This is a genomic window from Stenotrophomonas sp. Y-13 (genome assembly GCF_046267925.1).
In the GTDB taxonomy this organism is placed as follows: Bacteria; Pseudomonadota; Gammaproteobacteria; order Xanthomonadales; family Xanthomonadaceae; genus Stenotrophomonas; species Stenotrophomonas acidaminiphila_A.
This window is the reverse complement of sequence record NZ_CP176501.1, coordinates 1,835,746-1,853,710: the sequence shown is the minus strand read 5'-3', so window position 1 is coordinate 1,853,710 and position 17,965 is coordinate 1,835,746. Positions and strand designations below refer to the sequence as shown.

The window sequence follows — 17,965 nt, the reverse complement described above, 5'->3', positions numbered from 1 at the left end:
GCGAGCAGTGCGCGCCGTGTCATTGCCCGCTCCGGTTTGCCCGGCGTGCTGCCTCAGCGGATGTTGATCACGGTCTGGGTGATCTGGTCCTGGGTCGAGAGCATCTGCGCGTTGGCCTGGAAGTTGCGCTGCGCGGTGATCATGTTCACCAGCTGCTGGGTCAGGTCGACGGTGGAGGCCTCCAGCGAACCGGCCTGGATCTGCCCCAGGTCGGAGCTGTCCGGCGCACCGGTGCGCGGCGTGCCCGAAGCATAGGTTTCCGACCACAGGTTGTTGCCTTCGCCCAGCAGTCCCTGCGGGTTGTTGAAGTTGCTCAGCGCGACCTGGCCCAGTGCGACGTCCACGCCGTTGGAGTAGCGCGCATACACCACGCCCTTTTCCGAGATGTTGATCTCGTTGAGCTTGCCCGAGGCATAGCCGTCCTGGCCGGTGTTGTGCTGGTTGAACTTCTCGCCGTACTGGGTGGAGCCGGACACGTCCAGGCTCATCGCCAGCTGGCCGGCGCCGGTGCTCGGGGTGAAGGTGCCCAGGGTGATCTTGCCGTCGGCCGGCGCGGTCAGTGCGCCGCTGTCGGAGAACTGCAGCAGGGTCGGGGTGCCGATGACCGCCGGTACCGGCGGGGTGGCGGTGGGATCACCGGGGACGCTGCCGTTGTTGACCGGCACGCCGTCGACGAAGTTGTACACCGCCCACTCATTGGGATTGGCGGTCTTGACGAAGTACGAGGTCTGGATGTGGCTGACGCCCAGCGAATCGAACACGGTGATGCCGCCGCTGGAGTGGCTGTAGCTGTTGCTCACCGCCGGATCGAACGGCGTGATCGTCGGTTCCTTGGCGTTGGCCGGCAGGGTGAAGGCCAGCTGCAGCTGGCTGGTCGGGCGCGGCGCGCTGTCGCCGGACAGCAGGCGCAGGTCGGTCAGGGCGCCGTCGAAGCGGGTGCCGTCGGCGCTCGGCGCGTAGACCTGCAGCCGCGCGCCCTGCGGGTTGACCACGTAGCCGTTCTTGTCGGCCTGGAAGTTGCCGGCGCGCGAATACACCCGCGAGCCGTTCATGTTCAGGGTGAAGAAGCCTTCGCCGGCGATCGCCAGGTCCAGGCTGCGGCCGGTCTGGTCGATGTTGCCCTGTGAGAACTGCTGGGCCACGTTGGTCAGGCGCGCGCCCGAGCCCATGGCGTTGTTCTGCAGGCCATAGCCGGTGGCGGTCAGGACGTTGGCGAATTCGGCGCGCGATTCCTTGAAGCCGACGGTGTTGACGTTGGCGATGTTGTTGGCGGTGACGCTCAGGTCGGCGTTGGCGGTGCTGATGCCGGACAGGGAGGCATTGAAGCCCATGGCGATACTCCTGGGAATGCGTGGAAGAGGGGGCTCAGCTGACGCGGAGCACGTAGTCGAGCGGGGCCGCGCCCAGCCCCTTGAGGTTCAGGTAGAGGCCGTCCGAACCGACCGTCACGCTCTCCACCTCGGCCTCGACGTAGGTGCTGAGCTTGGTCTGCTTGCCGCTGGCGTCGGTGTAGGTGGCGGCGATGGTGTAGGCGCCGGCCGGCATGCGCTTGCCATTGGCGTCGGTGCCGTCCCACTGGAACGGCACTTCGCCGGAGGCGTCGGCCGCGACGCTGATCTGGTCGACCTTGTTGCCGTTGGCGTCGGTGATGTCGACGACGATGGTGCCCGCGCCCGGTGCGGCCAAAGTGCCGCCGGTCGCCCCCTCGTCGCCGAGCATGAACTTGGTCGACGGCACCAGCACGTCGTGGCCGACCATGGCCGCGCCGCGCAGGATCTGGTCGCCGGCCATCGATTCCTGGAAGCCGGTGACGCTCTTGTTCAATTCGCTGATGCCCTGCACCGTGGACAGCTGCGCCATCTGCGCGACCATCTGGCTGTTGTCCATCGGCTTGAGCGGATCCTGGTGCTGCAGCTGGGTGGTCATCAGCCGCAGGAAATCGGCCTGGTCCAGCGCGTCCTTCTTCTTGGTGCTCTTCGCGGCCGGGGCGTTGAGCCCGAGCGCGCCGAACAGGTCGGTGTTGGTGTTGATGCTGCTCATGGCGGGATCCTGTGGCGGCCGGCTCAGCGGCCCATGGTCAGGGTGGCCAGGGTCAGTTCCTTGGCCGTGTTGAGCATTTCCACGCCGGCCTGGTAATTGCGCGAGGTGGAAATGAGATTGACCATCTGCGCCACCGGGTCGATGTCCGGCGAGTAGACATAGCCGTCGCCGTCGGCCAGCGGATGGTGGGGTTCGTAGCGCTTGATCGGCGGCGCCTCGCTCTGCGTGACCTGCTTGACCTCCACCCGGGTCAGGCGCGGATCCTCGCGGCTGGTGACCGCCTGGAAGATCGGCTCCAGCGGCTTGTAGGCGGCCTCGGCCGAGCCCGCCACGGAGTCGGCGTTGGACAGGTTGGAGGCGATGGTGCTCATGCGCACCGACTGCGCCTGCAGCGCCGAGCCGGCGATGTCGAAGATGGGCAGGTTGCTCATGGCGCTCCCCTTACTGGCCGGTGATGGCCGTGGTCAGGGTGCGTACCTTCGACTCGACGAAGCTCAGCGAGGCGCGGTACTCCAGCGCGGCGCGGCCATACGCGGCGCGTTCGGCATCCGGATCGACGGTGTTGCCGTCCAGGCTCGGCTGCACGCCGGGGCGCAGTACCTGGAACGGGTTCAGGCCGTCGCCGCCGATGCGGTAATGCTGTTCGGCCGTGGTGGCCAGCAGGCCGTTGCCGTCGGCGCCACTGGCGTTGCGCAGGGCCGCGTCGAAATCCAGGTCACGGGCCTTGTAGCCCGGGGTGTCGGCATTGGCCAGGTTGCCGGCGATCAGCTTCATGCGCTGTTCGCGCAACGGCATGGCCTGGGCGTGGATGCCCAGGTAATTGGAAATCAGGTTGGGCATGGCGCGCCTCCCGGGGGAACGATGCCCGGAAGGCTGCAAGCGGTGTGCCAGAACGCGGGGAACGCAGGGGAGACGCGGGGAACCCGGGAGCACGGGGGGGGGGGGGCGCCGGTCCCCCGGTGGCGGGCTTGCCGCATCGGGATCGGGGCGCCGGCGGGGCGGGCCGCCTCCCCGGCGGGGCGGCCCCCTTGCTTCAGCGCAAGGCGCCCGCCTCCACGCGCCCCGGGGTCAGGCCGCTTCGGCCACCTGGCGCAGGCGCTGCAGCACGAAATCGGCCAGTTCGTGGGCGCTGTACTTGGGCACGAAGGCGTTGGCGCCCACGCGCTCGACCATGGCGTTGTTGAACACGCCCGACAGCGAGGTGTGCAGCAGCACGAACAACCCGGCCAGCCCCGGGTGGCGGCGGATTTCCGTCGTCAGGGTGTAGCCATCCATCGCCGGCATCTCGATGTCGGAGATGACCATGGCATAGCGCTCGGCCGGGTTCTCCCCGGCCGCGTGGATCTGCAGCAGGTGGTCCAGCGCCTGCTTGCCGTCCGACAGCAGGGTGGCGGTGACCCCGAGCTGGTCGAGCACGCTGCGGATCTGCTGGCGGGCCACGCGCGAGTCGTCCACCACCAGCACCTGCATCGGCGGCGCGCCGGGCGGCAGGACCATCGACGGGTCCAGCACCGCATCCTTGCTGATCTGGGCGATGTCGGCCAGTACGCTCTCCACGTCGATCACCTGGATCAGCTCGCCCTGGAAGCGGGTGACCGCGGTCAGGTAGCTGGCCTCGGCGCCCAGTTCCGGCGGCGGCTGGATGTCCTCCACCGCGATGTTGACGATCCGTTCCACGCCGCTGACCAGGAATCCCTGCACCGAGCGGTTGAACTCGGTGACCACCAGGTAGCCGGGCGAGGTGTCGGCGTTGGGCTCGCGCTCCGGGTGGCCGATCGCCAGCCCCAGGTCCAGCACCGGTACCGAGCGGCCGCGCACGTCGGCCACCCCGGAGAACTGGGCGGGCAGGCCGGGCACCTGGAACAGGGGCGGGCGCCGCAGCACTTCCTGCACCTTGAAGACGTTGACGCCAAAAAGCTGACGGCCGCCGAGGCGGAACAGCAGCAGGGCCAGTCGGTTGTGGCCGGCCAGCCGGGTGCGCTGGTCGATGCGGTTGAGCAGGTCATGTGACATGCAGCCGGTATCGGCAGGGCGGGGGCGGGACTTGAGGGCCGGCGCGGGCGATGGCCGCACCGCGCGCCGTGCGTCGTCTCCGGACGCCGCCCGCGGCCGTTCCGGCACGCCGCTTGCAGGGCAATGGCCATTGTTTCCGTGGCGGAGTTCGCCCATGCGCCTGACGGCCCTGTTATGCCTGCTGCTGGCCCTTCCGGTCCAGGCCGCCGATTTCCAGTCGGTGGCCTCGATCCGCGCGGCCGCGCTGTCCACCCTGGACCCGGCCACCGAGGCCGAGGCCAGTGTCGATGCCGGCCTGCGCCTGCCGGCGTGCCCGGCGCCCCTGCAGGCCCGGGCCACCGGCAACCGGACCGTGGAAGTGGCATGTCCCGAGGCCGGCGGCTGGAAGCTGTTCGTGCCGGTGACGGTGCGGCGCGAGCAGGACGTGCTGGTCCTGGCCCGTGGCATCGCCGCTGGAGAAGTGCTGTCCGCCGCCGATATCGGCAGTGTGCGCCGTGACACCGCGCGCATCGCTGGTGCGGTATTGTCCGACCCGCAGGCGGCCATCGGCCGGGTGGCGCGGCGGGCAATGGGCGCCGGCACCCTGCTGTCGGCCAACGACCTGGTCGCCCCGCGGATCATCCGCCGCGGCGACAGTGTCGCGCTGGTGTCGCGGCGCGGCGGGGTCGAAGTGCGGGTGGCCGGCAAGGCGCTCGCCGATGCCGGCGAGGCCGACCGGGTGCCGGTCGAGAACCTGTCCTCGCGGCGGGTGGTGCAGGGCGTGGCCACGGCCAGCGGCGACGTGCTGGTTTCCCGTTAGATTCCACTAAAGATCAGTGCGCCGTTGCCGTTAACCCTTGTGTACCGAATCAGGACTTCCATCACATGAGCCAGAAAATCGACGGCGGGATCACGGCAAGCGCCCCGTTGCGCCCGGTCGCCACGCCCGCCAAGGCTACCCCCGCCGGCAGCGGCGAGGCACGTCCGGTCGAGGCCGCCGACAGCGTGCGCCTGACCGGCGAGGCCACCAGCCTGCAGGCCATGCAGCGGGAGCTGTCCGCCGCCCCGGCGATCGACAGCGCACGCGTGCAGGCCGTCCGCGAAGCGCTGGAGAACGGCAGCTACCGGATCAACCCGGACGCCATTGCCCAGCGCATGCTGGAGCTGGACGGACAGCTGCAGGCATGAAGCTGGGCGTGGCCGATCCCCTGCAGCAGTTGAGCGACGCGCTCGATGGCGAGCGCCAGGCGCTGGTCGAGCACGACGTGCAGGCGCTGGTGGCGGCCACGAGCCTGAAACTGGAAGCGCTGCGCATCCTCGAGGCGCGCCCGCCGCTGGAACACGCCGAACGCCTGCGCGAACTGGCCGAGCGCAACCGCGCCAACGGCGTGCTGCTGGCCCGCCGCCGCCGCGAGGTCAGCTGGGCGCTGCGCCAGTTGGGCCGCAGCGAGGCTTCGTCGGCCTACGACGCCAAGGGCCAGGCGCACCTGCTGCACACCCGCAAGCCGCTCGCCGTCGCCTGAGCGCAGCCCCCGCCGGGCGCTTGGCGCCTGCGCATCCGCGGTTATAGTGGGCGACCGTTCCACCGACCCGCAGCCCCGTGGCCGATACCGCCTCTCCCCCGTTCGCGACCTTTCCGTCTCCCGTCGTGCTGCGTGCGCTGAGCGACCGTATGGGCGACGGCATGCTGCTGTTCAACGACCGGGGCGAGGTTGCCCTGGCCAACGCGGTCGTGCGCGAGCTGTTCGGCGTGGCGCCTGGCGAGGTGGCCGGGCTCGCGCGGCGCCTGGCCGACCTGTTGCCCGCGGCGGCGCTGGGCCAGGCGCGCGAAACCGGTTGCTGGAGCGGCAGCCTGCCGCTGGGCGCGCGCGCGGTGATCGTCCACCTCTACCACCATGAGCACGCGGGCGAACACGCCTGCCTGGCGCTGTTCCGCCACATCGACGGGCAGGAGGATTACGAGCACGAGCTGCAGCGCCGCCATGCCGAGCTGCGCCAGGCCTACCTGCGGCTCAACGGCGCCCAGGAGAAGCTGCTGCAGTCGGAAAAGATGGCCTCGATCGGCCAGCTGGCGGCCGGCGTGGCCCACGAGATCAACAACCCGATCGGTTACGTGCATTCCAACCTGGGCAGCCTGCAGGAATACCTGCGCAGCCTGTTCACCGTGATCGAGGCCTACGAGCGCGCCCTGCGCGCGCCGGATCCGAAGGCATTGATCCCGGAGATCGACGATATCCGCGACCGCCTGGACATCGACTTCATCAGCCGCGACCTGCCGCAGCTGATGGCCGAGTCGCGCGAGGGCATCGAGCGGGTGACGCGCATCGTGCGCGACCTGAAGGATTTCTCGTACTCCGGGCGCGACGAGTCGTGGAAGCTGGCCGACCTGCACGCGGGGCTGGAATCGACCATCAACATCATCTGGAACGAGCTCAAGTACAAGGTCACCCTGGAGCGTCGCTACGGCGAGCTGCCGATGGTCGAGTGCCTGCCCTCGGAGTTGAACCAGGTGTACATGAACATGCTGCTCAACGCCGGCCATGCGATCGCCGACCGCGGCCATATCGTGGTCAGCACCGGAGTGGACGGCGACGAGGTCTGGATCGAGTTCCAGGACAACGGCTCGGGCATTTCCCCGGAACTGCGCCAGCGCATCTTCGACCCGTTCTTCACCACCAAGCCGGTGGGCAGCGGTACCGGGCTGGGGCTGTCGATCTCCTACGGCATCGTCAACAAGCACCACGGCCGCATCGACCTGGACAGCACGGTGGGCGAGGGCTCGCGCTTCCGCATCGTGCTGCCGATCCGCCAGCCGAAGGGCTGAGCGCCGGCCACCCCGCCGGCACCGCCGTGCCGGCGCGCCGACGGGCCTCACTCCAGGCCGTTGATCGCCCGGCCCTGGCTGCCGCCGCGCTTCTCGTCGTGGGTGCGGAACGCCTGGCGGATGTGCTCGCGCAGCTCGTCATCGTTCCACGGCTTGGTCAGGAAGCGGTAGATCGCGCCGCGGTTGATCGCGTCGGTGACCGTATTGAGGTCGGTGTAGCCGGACAGCACCAGCCGGATGGTATCCGGGTAGAGCATCTTCACCCGCCCCAGGAACTCGGTGCCGCTCATGTCGCTCATGCGCTGGTCGGACAGGATCACCTGCACGTCGTTGATCGCCAGCAGGTCGAAGGCATCGCGCACGTTGCCGGCGGCGAGGATGCGGTAGCCGTCGCGGCGGAACAGGCGCACCAGCGAGCGCAGCACGTTCTCCTCGTCGTCCAGCAGCAGCAGGGTGCGGTCCGGGCGGGTCTCGGCGAACGCCTCCGGGCGCAGGTAGCGACGGCGCAGGGTCATGCCGGCGGCTTCGGCCGACATCGGCTCGCCGAACAGATAGCCCTGGAACACGTCGCAGTCGTTGCGGCGCAGGAAGCCCAGCTGCGCCTGCGACTCGACCCCGTTGGCGATCACTGTCATGCCCAGCTGGTGGCCCATGGCGATGATCGCGCGGGAGATGGCCGCCTCGCGGTTGGCCGCCGGTGCGCTCTTGATGAAGCTGCGGTCGATCTTGAGCTTGTCCACCGGGTAGCGCACCAGCGCGCTGAGGCTGGAGTCGCCGGTGCCGAAATTGTCCAGGCTCAGGCTGATGCCTTCGTTGCGCAGGTTGGCCAGGGTCTCGTAGACGAAGTTGACGTTGTTGGTCAGCGCGCTTTCGTTGATTTCCAGGGTCAGCATGCGCGCCGGCACCCCGGTGGACTGCAGCATCGCCATGGTCTCGGCGAAGAAGCTCGGCCGCAGCAGCTGCAGCGTGGACACGTTGACCGCGATGTTGAAATCGTCGAAGCCCTGGTCGCGCCAGATGCGTGCCTGGCGCAGGGTCATCTCCAGCACCCAGGCGCCGATCTGGACGATGATGCCGAGCCGTTCAGCGGTACGCATGAAGCGTTCCGGCACCAGCATGCCCAGCGTCGGCGACTGCCAGCGCAACAGCGCCTCCATGCCCACGACATGGCCGTCGCGGGCACTGACCAGCGGCTGGTAGCGCAGGCGCAGCTCGCCATTGTCGATGGCGTCCACCAGTTGCCGGGAAATGATGCTCTCGCTGTGCGCGCTGAGCGGCTTGTGCAGCATGTGCACCTGTACGACGTTGCCGCCCTCGCGGCCGGCCTGGTGCAGCGCATCCTCGGCCAGGTCGAGCAGCCGGCTCGGGTCGGTGGCGTGCTCCGGGCTCAGCGACACCCCGATCTTGGCGGTCAGGAACAGGGTGTAGGGCAGCACCGAAAGCGGCAGCTCCATCTGCTGGCGCAGCTGTTCGGCCATGTCCTCCGGCAACGGCACCCCGTCCGCGCGCGGGATCGCCAGCACGAACTCGTCGCTGCCGTGCCGCCACAGCCGGCCGCGGCCGCGCAGGTGGTCGGCCAGGCGCTGCGCGACCAGCACCAGTGCCTGGTCGCCGACCTCCGCGCTCATGTTCTCGTTGACCGACGCGAAGTGGTCGATGTCCAGGTGCAGCAGCATCAGCGGCGTGCCACCGGCGGCGGCCTCGGCGACCATCGCCGCCAGTTCCGGGTTGCCGGCGCCCAGGCGCGGCGGGGCGGGCATCGCGGCGGCCGCCGGCGGGGCGGGGTTCCACATCCTCAGGCTCCCTGGCAGGCGCTCGCCTGCGGCATGCGGTAGGGCAGGTGCAGCTCGACCTGGGTGCCTTCACCCGGCGCGGTATGGATGCGCAGCCAGCCGCCGGCGCTCTGCGCGCGCTCGCGCATCACCACCAGCCCGAGGCCGCGCGGGCCATCGGGGTCGAAGCCTTCGCCGTCGTCGCTCACGCGCAACCGCAGCCGGCCATCGCCAGCGTCCTCCAGGCACAGCCGGACCTGGCTGGCCAGCGCATGCCGCAGGGCATTGGTCAGGCTCTCCTGGGCGATGCGGAAACAGGCCTGCTCGACGTCGTTGTCCGGGCGCTGCGGCAGCTCTTCGACCTCCATCCGCAACTCCACCGCCGAGGAGCGGAACAGCTGCCCGGCCTGCCAGCGCAGCGCCGCCTCGAGCCCGAGCGCATCGAGCTGCGGCGGGCGCAGCAGCATCGACAGATTGCGCAGCCGCACCACGGTGCTGTCGACCAGCTCCACGATCTGCCCCAGGTCCTCGCGGCGGCGCCGGGCATCGTCCTCGTCCATCGCCGCATGCGCGGCCAGCTTGATCGCGGTGACCGCCTGGCCGATATCGTCATGCAGGTCGCGGGAAATCGCCCGGCGCTCGTCCTCCTGCACCGAGAACAGGCGTCCGGCCAGGGCCTGCAGTTCGCGGTTGCCGGTCTCCAGCGCCTTGCGGCTGGCCTCCAGCTCAGCCACGTCGCGCGCGGCCAGGCGCCGCACCCGGGCCAGCCGCGGCAGCAGCAGGAGCAGGGCGATACCCACATAGGCGGCCACCAGGATGACGGAGGTCACACTCCAGGCCAGCGCATGGGCCGGGATCGCCGTCCAGGCCCAGGGCAGCAGGCCGCACAGCAGGATCAGGCCGCCGCCTGCCACCACCACACCATAGGTAGTGCGTTGCAGGCTGGCCATTGCCGACTTGGTGGGGGCCGGGTGCGGCGAAGGGGGGGAGCCGTTGTGCATGTGCCGTGGCGGGGGGCCGTGTTCGATCCGTGGACATCTTAACGGGCCATCGCAAACCGTGATGACGCAGTACTCAATTTCCGTGAAGGCCGGCCGTTATCCATAGAGTTCCCGGACCTCGGGTGTTTGACTGGAGCGGTAGCGCGTGGATCAGGGCGTCATTGCGAGCATGATGGGCCACCCGCTGGAGGGGGCGATCGTGCTGCTCGATCCGGAGGGCCAGCCGCTGGCCGCCAATGCCACGGCCCGTACCCTCGACCTGCCGCGCGGCCTGCAGGCGCACCGCCAGGCGCTGCAGGGAGTGCGCGACCGGGTTGCCGGCCAGGGGCAGGGGCTGCTGCCATGCTCGGTGCCCACCGGGGAGCAGCGCGTGGACGGCTTTCTGAGCGCCGCGCGCACCCGGGACGGCGCCGTCTGCGCCTATATCTACAGCGCCACCCCGGCCGCGCCACTGGCGGACGGGCGCTGGCCGCGGCTGCTGCACGACGCCGGGCACGAGGTCTGGGAGTGGGACGTGCCGGCACACCTGCTGGCGCAGTCTGGGCCGAGCGCAGGCGGGACCACCAGCGGCAGCGTGCAGGCATGGCTGGGGCACACCCATCCCGATGACCGCGCCGCGCAGCAGGCCGCCCTGCGCGCGCACCTGGGCGATGCCACCAGCGCCTATGACTGCCGGCTGCGCGTGCGCCGCGCCGATGGCGGATGGCAGACGGTGCACGATCATGGCCAGGTGGTGGCGCGGACGGCCGACGGCCAGCCGCTGCGCATGGCCGGCATCCGCATCGCCACCGCCGCGGCGGACGCCGCCGATACCGAAGCGCAGGAACAACAGGCGCAGCTGCGCCACCTGCAGCGCATCGCCGGGCTGGGAACCTGGTCGTGGGAACGCGACGGCGGCTTTTCCTGGTCCGACGAACTGCACGCCGCCATCGGCCTGCCCGCGGGCAGCCTGCCGCCGGGCCGGCGCTGGCTGGACCGGCTCGACGCCGACGCCCGCGCCCAGGTACTGGCGGCATGGCGGCGGCTGCACCGCGAAGGCCAGCCGCATGCATTCGAGCTGGTGCTCGCGGCCGGACCGATGGACGCCCCCGGCATCCACGTGCGGGTCTGGATGCATCCCCGGCACGATGCCAGCGGGCGCGTACGGCGCGTGGCCGGGCAACTGCAGAACGTGACCGAGCAGCGCCAGACCGACGCATTGATCCGCTGGCGCACCGAACTGCTCAACCGGGTCTCGGCGCTCGGCCGCATCGGCGGCTGCGAGATCGAGGTGGCCACCCGCGGCATGCTGTGGACCGACGAGTGCTACCGCATCCACGGCCTGCGCAAGGAACCGGTGACGCTGGAACAGGCGCTGGCGCTGTACACCCCCGATTCGCGCGACGGCTTCGAGGCCGCGCTCACCCGCATCGCCGAAGGCGGCCTGCCGGAACAGCTGGACCTGTGTTTCTACCGGCATTCCGGGCAGCGGGTGTGGGTGCAGGTACAGGTCGAACTGGACCGCCGTGAAGGCCTGCCGGAACGCTTCGTGGTGCTGTTCCGCGACATCACCCGCGAGCGCGAGGCCAACGAGCGCATCGAGCTGCTGGCCCATTACGACCTGCTGACCGGGCTGCCCAACCGCATCCTGCTGCGCGAACAGACCGAGGACGCCCTGGCCGAGTCGCGCCGCAACGGCAAGATCCTGGCGATGCTGTTCGTCGACCTGGACGGTTTCAAGTCGATCAACGACACCTTCGGCCACGCCACCGGCGACATGCTGCTCAAGGCCGCCGCGGCGCGGCTGCACCAGAACCTGCGCAACGCCGACCTGTTCGGCCGCTTCAACGGCGACGAGTTCGTGGTGGTGCTGCGCGACCTCGCCGACCCGGCCGATGCCGGCCATGTCGCGCGCAAGCTGATCGCTTCGCTGGCCTCGCCGCTGCACCGCGGCGACACCACCTTGAAGGTGGGGGCGAGTGTCGGCATCGCGCTGGCCGACGACAGCCATCGCGATTTCGACACCCTGCTGCGCGCGGCCGACGCCGCCATGCACGCGGCCAAGGAAGCCGGGCGCAACACATACCAGTACTACAGCCAGGACGTACTGGCCGGCATCCAGCGGCGCCTGCAGATCGAGCACGCGCTGCACGGCGCGCTCGAACGCGAGGAGTTCCAGCTGGTCTACCAGCCGCTGGTCAATGTCGACGCGACCCGGCCGCCGGCGATCGAGGCCCTGCTGCGCTGGACCTGCCCGGAGCTCGGGCCCTGCAGCCCGGCCGAGTTCATCCCGGTGGCGGAGAAATGCGGCGAGATCGCGCGCATCGGCGAGTGGGTGCTGAACGAGGCCTGCCGCCAGGCGGCCGCCTGGCATGCCGCGGGGCTGATGTTCGAGCGGGTGGCGGTCAACGTGTCGGCCATGCAGTTGCGCGAGCGTGGCTTCGCCGAACAGGTGATCGCCATCTGCGAACGCCACCGCTGGCCACCGCAACGGCTGGAGCTGGAGCTGACCGAATCGGCCCTGATCCGCGACAGCGACGCGCTGCGGCAGTGCTTCGACACCTTCGAGCGCAACGGCGTGCTGCTGGCCGTTGACGATTTCGGCACCGGCTTCTCCAACCTGCATTACCTCAACCGCTTCCCGGTGCAGCGGCTGAAGATCGACCGCAGCTTCGTCCAGCGCATGCTGCACGACGCCGGCACCGCCGAGGTCACCCAGGCCATCGTCCACCTCGGCCATGCGCTGGGGATGCAGGTGGTGGCCGAAGGCGTGGAGACGCGCCAGGAAGAGGCGATGCTGTTGCGCCAGGGCTGCGACGAAATCCAGGGCTATCTTTACTCGCGGCCGCTGCCGTCGCGGGACATGGCGCAGTGGCTGCGCCGCTGCGACGAACGCGGCGGCCCCGGCGCGCCGGCCGCTGCCGCCACGGACATCCCCGCCGCGGTCACCTGAGCCCCGGCGCCCTCCACGCGCGTCGCTCCTGCTCGTCTGCGGCGCGACCGCCGCGCGCCGGCCCGCGGATCGCCGGCACCGGGCGCGCGCTTCACGCCTCCTCGCCCCCACACCTGAACCCCGCGCCCGCCTGTCGACGGCGACCGTCGGCGACGGGCGCAGTGGCTGCCGCCGATGGCGCGTCCTTCGGCCCTCCGGTACCGGAGGCCAGAATCCCGCCGTCGGTGCCGCCGCAATGGCGCCGGGCGTAAACCGATACGAAGTTTGTCAGCGCCGCGGGCCGCAGGGCGCGCTGCCCGCGCAGCGGCACGCCATCGTCATCGCCATCGCCCGGCGGGCAGGGCAGTCCGGCCCGTGCGGGCTGCGGAATGCGCTGAAATGCCAGCGGTGGCGCATGCCTCCGCGGCCGCTTCCGGCCGCTGTCGCCGGCACCGTTACCCGCCTATCGCGCGCGCCGCCGCGCCGGGTTGGCGTTGCGGTCGGCATGGCCCGCCGCCCATCGCCGGTACCCGCTGGCCGGGCGTCAGCGGCGCCGGCAGAAGGCCAGGTCCCAGGCCACCAGGATCGCCGCCGGATCATCGTGCGCGGTCAGGTCCGGCATCGGCAGCGGCGGGGTGCGTGCCAGTTCCTGCTGCGCCAGCGCCTCTAGCGCCGCCAGGCGGTCGCGGACGTGCGGGCTGCCGGGCGCCGGCTCCGCGGCCTGCGGGCCCACCATTGCGGCGGCCTCGGCCCAGCCGGCCGGCAACGACAAAACCCCGGCCGTGGCCGGGGTCGTTGTCGCCTCGTGGCGGGAATCAGAACAGCTCAACCGTTCCCGCGCCCATGCTCTGCTGCGCCACCGGCTTGTGCGGCGGGCGCTCCCACTCGCTGCGCATCTCGCGCAGGCGGCTGCCGGTACGCTGCAGCGCCAGCACCAGTTCGCCGTCAAGCGCGCCGCCACTGCGGTGCAGCAGTTCCTGCAGCGCCACCGCCTCGCGGTTGATCGCGGTCAGGCGGTCCAGGTGGGTGTGCACGCCGCCCAGGGCCTGGGTGGCGATGTCTTCGAACTGCAGGGCGCGCACGGCTTCGGCGACGCTGCTGTCGATCGCGCGGCCGCACTCGGAGATCTCGCGCATGCCTTCGCCCAGCGAGTTGTTGATCGCCGCCACGTTCTCGAGCATGGCGGCCGCTTCGTGGCGCGCCTCGCGGGAGCGGTCCATGTCGCGCGAGGCCATGTGCGAGACGGTCTCGCGGACCTTGGCGATGGCATCCTTGGAGCTGTGCGCGAGCTTGCGGATCTGCTCGTTGAAGGTGGTGGAGCGCTCGGACAGGTTGCGCACCTCGTCGGCGACCACCGCGAAGCCGCGACCGGCCTCGCCGGCACGGGCGGCCTCGATGGCGGCGTTGAGCGCCAGCAGGTTGGTCTGGTCGGCGATCGACTTGACGTCTTCCAGCAGGGCGAAGATGCCGTCCAGGTGCTGCGCCATCTGGTCGATGTGCTGCACGGTGTTGCTGCTCTGGCCGCTGACCTGCTCCAGCGCCTCGACCAGCTGCTCCATCTGGTGGCTGGCATGCTGGGCGAACCGCGCCACGTCCACGCCGCCACCGCCATCCTCGCCGGCACGGTCGACGATGCGGGCCAGGGCCTGGCTCTGCTGGCGCGACTTGCGGTTCATCGCATCGAAGCTGCTGCCCAGCCCGGCGACCGCCTGGCGGATCAGTTCGCGGGCGCGTTCGATCTCGCCACGCGAGCCATCGATCTCGTTGCTGACGAAGCTGCGCAGCTCGTTGAGCAGCTGGTCCTGCTCCTTGAGCACGCGGGCGTGTTCTGGCGAACGCTGCGACTGGCTGTACGCGCTCCAGTAGGCGAACACCAGCCAGCTCAGCGCCATCGTGGTCAGGATCGCCCATACCACGGCCGCGGGCCAGGCGAACGCCAGCGCCAATGCCAGCAGGAAGGTCAGGGCCAGCGGGGCGGCCAGGCGGATTGCAATGCGTGAATACATGGACGTTCTCGGGAGAGTCACGATTGCAGTATCGGCCGTGCCGGTCCGGTCTTTAGCCGCCGCCGCGCAACCTGCGCGAGATCGCTTCGAGCATGGCCCGGCGCGAGAACAGGAAGTCCCAGTAACTGCCGCCGAGCTGGCGCCACAGCACCGCCGAGCGCACCGCCGCCAGCAGCAGCGCACGGATCTCGGCGACCACTCCGGCCTGTCCCAGGTAGTGCGGGTTGCCCTGGACCATGATCCGCGGCTTGAGCTGGCTGATGGTGTCCGCGTACAGGCCGCCCATCGCGCCCAGCACCTCCGGATGTGCCGGGTCGCCCAGCTCGCGGGCCTGGGCGGCGGCACGCGCGATGCCGGCCTGGACCTTGTCCACGGTGGCGCGTTCGCGCACGAAGCGGCGTTCCAGCTGCATCACCGACAGCGCCAGGCGCGGCAGCAGCTCGTCCTTGCCCTGGTTGCCGAAATAGTCGCGCAGCAGGCGCAGCCCCGGTTCCAGCTGGTGGCTGTCGCCGTACACCGCGGCGGGGGAGGGAGCGTCGATGCGCATCACGCTGTCCATCGCGGTGCGGACCACGGCGCCGTCGGAATGGCCGGTTTCGGCGATGCGCCGCACCTGCTGCAGGGCCTGGGCGATGCCGGCCAGCGCCAGGACACGGTCGTCGAAGGAAAAACTCATGCTTGCCTCTCAGGGAAAACGGGCCAGGGCGCACGCTGCTCCAGCGGCGCGTCGGTGGCGGCGATCACCGCACCACCCAGGCATTCGGGGCCGTCATACAGCACCAGCGACTGCCCGGGCGTGACCGCCCGCTGCGGGCGCTCGAAGCGTACCTGCACGGTGCCGTCGTCGCCCACGCGCACCTGGCAGGGCTCGTCCGGCTGCCGGTAGCGGGTCTGCGCGGTACAGCTGAAGGCGCTGGCGGGTGCGCTGCCGGCGATCCAGTGCATGGCTTCGGTGAGCAGGTGCCGGGACTGCAGCCACGGGCTGTCGTGGCCCTGGTCGACATACAGGATGTTGGCCGCCACGTCCTTGCCGACCACGTACCAGGGCGCCGCCGGCCGGCCGCGCACGCCGCCGATGTTCAGCCCCTCGCGCTGGCCCAGGGTGAAATAGAACACGCCGGGATGGCGGCCGATGGGCTGCCCGTGCGGATCGCGGATCTCGCCTTCGCGGGCGGGCAGGTACTGGCCCAGGAACTGGCGGAAATCGCGTTCGCCGATGAAGCAGATGCCGGTCGAATCCTTCTTGGCATGGGTCGGCAGCGCCGCTTCCTGGGCGATGCGGCGCAGCTGGCTCTTTTCCAGGTGGCCGATCGGGAACACGGTGGCGGCCAGCTGCGCCTGGCCCAGCTGGTGCAGGAAGTAACTCTGGTCCTTGCCGCGGTCGGCGCCGCGCAGCAGCCGCCAGCGCCCGCCCGCCTGCTCCACCCGCGCATAGTGGCCGGTGGCGATGCGCCCGGCGCCCAGCTCGCGGGCGGCGTCCAGGAAGTGCTTGAACTTGACCTCGCGGTTGCACAGCACGTCCGGGTTCGGGGTACGCCCGGCCGCGTACTCGGCCAGGAAGTGCTCGAACACGCCCTGCCAGTACTCGGCGGAGAAATCGCGGAAATGGAACGGGATGCCCAGGCGGCCGCAGACGGCCACGGCGTCGCGGCGATCCTCCTCGGCGCGGCAATGACCTTTGGCCGCTTTCGGCATCCCGCCTTCAGCGGCACTCGCGCTGTCCTGCGCATCGCCATCGTCGGCCCAGTTCTGCATGAACAGGCCGGCGACATCCAGCCCCTGCCGCACCAGCAGCAGCGCCGCGACGGACGAGTCCACGCCGCCGGACACGCCCACCACCACGTCCGGGCGGCTCATGGCACCTGCCTCAGGATCGACAGCGGGTGGCGCTGCCCCGCCAGCCAGTCCGACACCGTCTGCCAGACCAGCGGGCTGCGCAGCCGGGCCATGTCCGCCTGCAACGCGGCCGGGGTCAGCCACAGCGACTGCACGATGCCGCTGTCCAGTGCCTGGTCCGGGTGATGCCGCAGCGGCTCGGCGGCGAAAGCGAAGCGCAGGAACGGGGTGCCGTCGGGCGCGTTCCACTGGTAGGCGCCGATGAACGCGGTCGGCCGCACCTCCCAGCCGGTTTCCTCGCGGGTTTCGCGCACGGCCGCCTCGACCAGGCTCTCGCCGGGGTCGAGGTGGCCGGCCGGCTGGTTCAGCACCCGCCGTCCGTCCTTCTCCTCTTCCACCAGCAGCACCTGCCCGGCGCGGCACACCACGGTGGCCACGGTGACGTGGGGTGCCCAGCGCCGGGAGCTCAATGCATCCACCCTCAGTACTCGTCCTTCGCGGTCAGTTCCAGTTCCATCGCGTCGGCACTCTTGATCGCCGCGTCGATGGCGTCGCTGAGCACGTCGGCCTTGGCGTTCGCATCGATCTTGACCACGAACATGGCCATGTCGCCCTGCTTGACCCAGCCGCCGAGCTTGGAGTCGTTGGCATCCTCGAGCAGGCGGTTGGCGACCAGCGCCGGCAACTGCGGGCCCGGGGCCTTGTAGCCGGGCGACCAGATCTCGCGGACGCGATGCGCGCCGTAGGTCTCCACCGTCGAGCGCACGAACACCAGCTGGGTGCGGTCATCGTCCATGTCGAACACCAGGCGGTAATCGCCGTCTTCGTCGATCTCATACTTGTATTCGAGCGAATCGAGCAGCCGGCCGACCGCCGCATCGGGCTCGCCGGCCCGCGCATTGCCAGCCATGCCGACCCACAGGCCCGCCACCATCATTGCCGCCACGTACTTCTTCATGCGTTCCCTGCGGGGAGTGGTTGAACAGGTGCAAATTGTGCGGCGGCGGGGGTGTTCACGTCCAATTCGGCGCAGCGGCGCCGGGCCAGCCGCTATAATTCCGGGCATGCCCCGCAAGCTCCAACACGACAACGACCATGGCCTGCTGGTGGAACCCGGCAAGCCCGAGATCGCGCCGCCGCCGCTGTACCAGGTGATGCTGCTGAACGACGACTACACCCCGATGGATTTCGTGGTGGCCGTGCTGCAGAACTTCTTCGCCATGGACCTGGACAAGGCCACCCAGGTGATGCTGCATGTCCATACCCGCGGCCGCGGCATCTGCGGGGTCTACAGCCGCGAAGTCGCCGAGACCAAGGTCGCCCAGGTCAACGAGTACTCGCGCATGAACCAGCACCCGCTGCTGTGCACGATGGAGCGGGCCTGATCCACGCCGCGCCGGCGCGTCCGGCACCGCGCGCCGGTCGCGCCACCGGCGGCCCGCACTGTTCCGGGCATGGCGATGTCGGCCGTATTGGCTGGCGCCCACCGCGCATCCATTGTTTGCAATGGTCGCCCCGGCGGCTGGCATCCACCCCGGTGGCTGCCGCTTTCCGGCGTGGCAACCGGCCGCTGCCGCCCCCGT

Annotated in this window: 18 protein-coding genes and 1 pseudogene; 6 read left to right on the top strand and 13 right to left on the bottom strand. The window is 70.3% G+C overall.

Going from position 1 to position 17,965, the window contains the following annotated elements; all coding sequences use genetic code 11:
• Positions 1-53 precede the first annotated feature (53 nt).
• From flgE to ACJ7VY_RS08440, 5 genes are all read right to left on the bottom strand, one after another.
• Complete coding sequence (flgE, locus tag ACJ7VY_RS08460) at positions 54-1,331, bottom strand: flagellar hook protein FlgE (RefSeq protein ID WP_161614432.1); 1,278 nt, start codon at positions 1,329-1,331, stop codon at positions 54-56.
• A 34-nt stretch (positions 1,332-1,365) separates the two neighbouring features.
• Complete coding sequence (locus ACJ7VY_RS08455; protein ID WP_104938828.1) at positions 1,366-2,040, bottom strand: flagellar hook capping FlgD N-terminal domain-containing protein; 675 nt, start codon at positions 2,038-2,040, stop codon at positions 1,366-1,368.
• Positions 2,041-2,063: 23 nt separating this feature from the next.
• Entirely contained in the window at positions 2,064-2,471 is a 408-nt protein-coding gene (flgC, locus tag ACJ7VY_RS08450) for a flagellar basal body rod protein FlgC (protein WP_104938827.1), read from the bottom strand.
• Between the two features lie 10 nt (positions 2,472-2,481).
• Positions 2,482-2,880, bottom strand: a complete 399-nt coding sequence (gene flgB, locus ACJ7VY_RS08445; protein ID WP_161614430.1) for a flagellar basal body rod protein FlgB — start codon at positions 2,878-2,880, stop codon at positions 2,482-2,484.
• 228 nt (positions 2,881-3,108) lie between these two features.
• Positions 3,109-4,053: a chemotaxis protein gene (locus ACJ7VY_RS08440; RefSeq protein WP_240212779.1), complete on the bottom strand. Its 945-nt coding sequence runs from the start codon at positions 4,051-4,053 to the stop codon at positions 3,109-3,111.
• 154 nt (positions 4,054-4,207) lie between these two features.
• On the opposite strand from ACJ7VY_RS08440, the gene flgA reads away from it, so the two are divergent.
• The 4 genes from flgA (at position 4,208) to ACJ7VY_RS08420 (ending at position 6,856) form a co-directional block, all read left to right on the top strand.
• Positions 4,208-4,852 (top strand): flagellar basal body P-ring formation chaperone FlgA, encoded by a 645-nt coding sequence (gene flgA, locus ACJ7VY_RS08435; protein WP_313249482.1) that lies wholly within the window; start codon positions 4,208-4,210, stop codon positions 4,850-4,852.
• A 65-nt stretch (positions 4,853-4,917) separates the two neighbouring features.
• Positions 4,918-5,220 carry a flagellar biosynthesis anti-sigma factor FlgM gene (gene flgM, locus ACJ7VY_RS08430; RefSeq protein WP_161614429.1) on the top strand — a complete coding sequence of 101 codons (303 nt, stop codon included), beginning with the start codon at positions 4,918-4,920 and terminating at the stop codon, positions 5,218-5,220.
• 2 nt (positions 5,221-5,222) lie between these two features.
• Entirely contained in the window at positions 5,223-5,555 is a 333-nt protein-coding gene (locus tag ACJ7VY_RS08425; RefSeq protein ID WP_199776821.1) for a flagellar protein FlgN, read from the top strand.
• A 149-nt stretch (positions 5,556-5,704) separates the two neighbouring features.
• A complete protein-coding gene (locus ACJ7VY_RS08420) occupies positions 5,705-6,856 on the top strand; it encodes an ATP-binding protein (protein ID WP_104940192.1) in 1,152 nt (383 codons plus the stop codon).
• A 47-nt stretch (positions 6,857-6,903) separates the two neighbouring features.
• Here ACJ7VY_RS08420 and ACJ7VY_RS08415 read toward each other — a convergent pair whose 3' ends face one another.
• Positions 6,904-8,649, bottom strand: a complete 1,746-nt coding sequence (locus ACJ7VY_RS08415; RefSeq protein ID WP_104938822.1) for an EAL domain-containing protein — start codon at positions 8,647-8,649, stop codon at positions 6,904-6,906.
• Positions 8,650-8,651: 2 nt separating this feature from the next.
• Positions 8,652-9,377 (bottom strand): annotated as a pseudogene (locus ACJ7VY_RS08410) (sensor histidine kinase); the annotation flags it as partial.
• Between the two features lie 397 nt (positions 9,378-9,774).
• Between ACJ7VY_RS08410 and ACJ7VY_RS08405 the strand changes: the two are divergent.
• Positions 9,775-12,561 (top strand): EAL domain-containing protein, encoded by a 2,787-nt coding sequence (locus tag ACJ7VY_RS08405; RefSeq protein WP_409475420.1) that lies wholly within the window; start codon positions 9,775-9,777, stop codon positions 12,559-12,561.
• Positions 12,562-13,084: 523 nt separating this feature from the next.
• Here the strand turns inward: ACJ7VY_RS08405 and ACJ7VY_RS08400 are convergent.
• Genes ACJ7VY_RS08400 through ACJ7VY_RS08375 form a run of 6 tightly spaced genes read right to left on the bottom strand, consistent with a single transcriptional unit; the run spans position 13,085 to position 17,340 of the window.
• On the bottom strand, positions 13,085-13,312 hold the full coding sequence (locus ACJ7VY_RS08400; RefSeq protein ID WP_409475419.1) for a hypothetical protein: 228 nt from the start codon (positions 13,310-13,312) through the stop codon (positions 13,085-13,087).
• Positions 13,313-13,355: 43 nt separating this feature from the next.
• On the bottom strand, positions 13,356-14,546 hold the full coding sequence (locus ACJ7VY_RS08395) for a methyl-accepting chemotaxis protein (RefSeq protein ID WP_104938818.1): 1,191 nt from the start codon (positions 14,544-14,546) through the stop codon (positions 13,356-13,358).
• A gap of 52 nt (positions 14,547-14,598) precedes the next feature.
• The gene (gene hflD / locus ACJ7VY_RS08390) at positions 14,599-15,222 is read right to left on the bottom strand and encodes a high frequency lysogenization protein HflD (RefSeq protein WP_104938817.1); all 624 of its coding nucleotides are present in this window, start codon (positions 15,220-15,222) and stop codon (positions 14,599-14,601) included.
• On the bottom strand, positions 15,219-16,403 hold the full coding sequence (mnmA, locus tag ACJ7VY_RS08385; RefSeq protein WP_409475418.1) for a tRNA 2-thiouridine(34) synthase MnmA: 1,185 nt from the start codon (positions 16,401-16,403) through the stop codon (positions 15,219-15,221). The genes hflD and mnmA overlap by 4 nt, the downstream gene beginning before the upstream one ends.
• Entirely contained in the window at positions 16,400-16,852 is a 453-nt protein-coding gene (locus ACJ7VY_RS08380) for an NUDIX hydrolase (protein WP_409475417.1), read from the bottom strand. The genes mnmA and ACJ7VY_RS08380 overlap by 4 nt, the downstream gene beginning before the upstream one ends.
• An 11-nt stretch (positions 16,853-16,863) precedes the next feature.
• The gene (locus ACJ7VY_RS08375) at positions 16,864-17,340 is read right to left on the bottom strand and encodes a hypothetical protein (RefSeq protein ID WP_409476772.1); all 477 of its coding nucleotides are present in this window, start codon (positions 17,338-17,340) and stop codon (positions 16,864-16,866) included.
• A gap of 106 nt (positions 17,341-17,446) precedes the next feature.
• Here ACJ7VY_RS08375 and clpS point away from each other — a divergent pair, with 106 nt between their 5' ends.
• The gene (gene clpS / locus ACJ7VY_RS08370) at positions 17,447-17,767 is read left to right on the top strand and encodes an ATP-dependent Clp protease adapter ClpS (protein WP_161614421.1); all 321 of its coding nucleotides are present in this window, start codon (positions 17,447-17,449) and stop codon (positions 17,765-17,767) included.
• Positions 17,768-17,965: the final 198 nt, after the last annotated feature.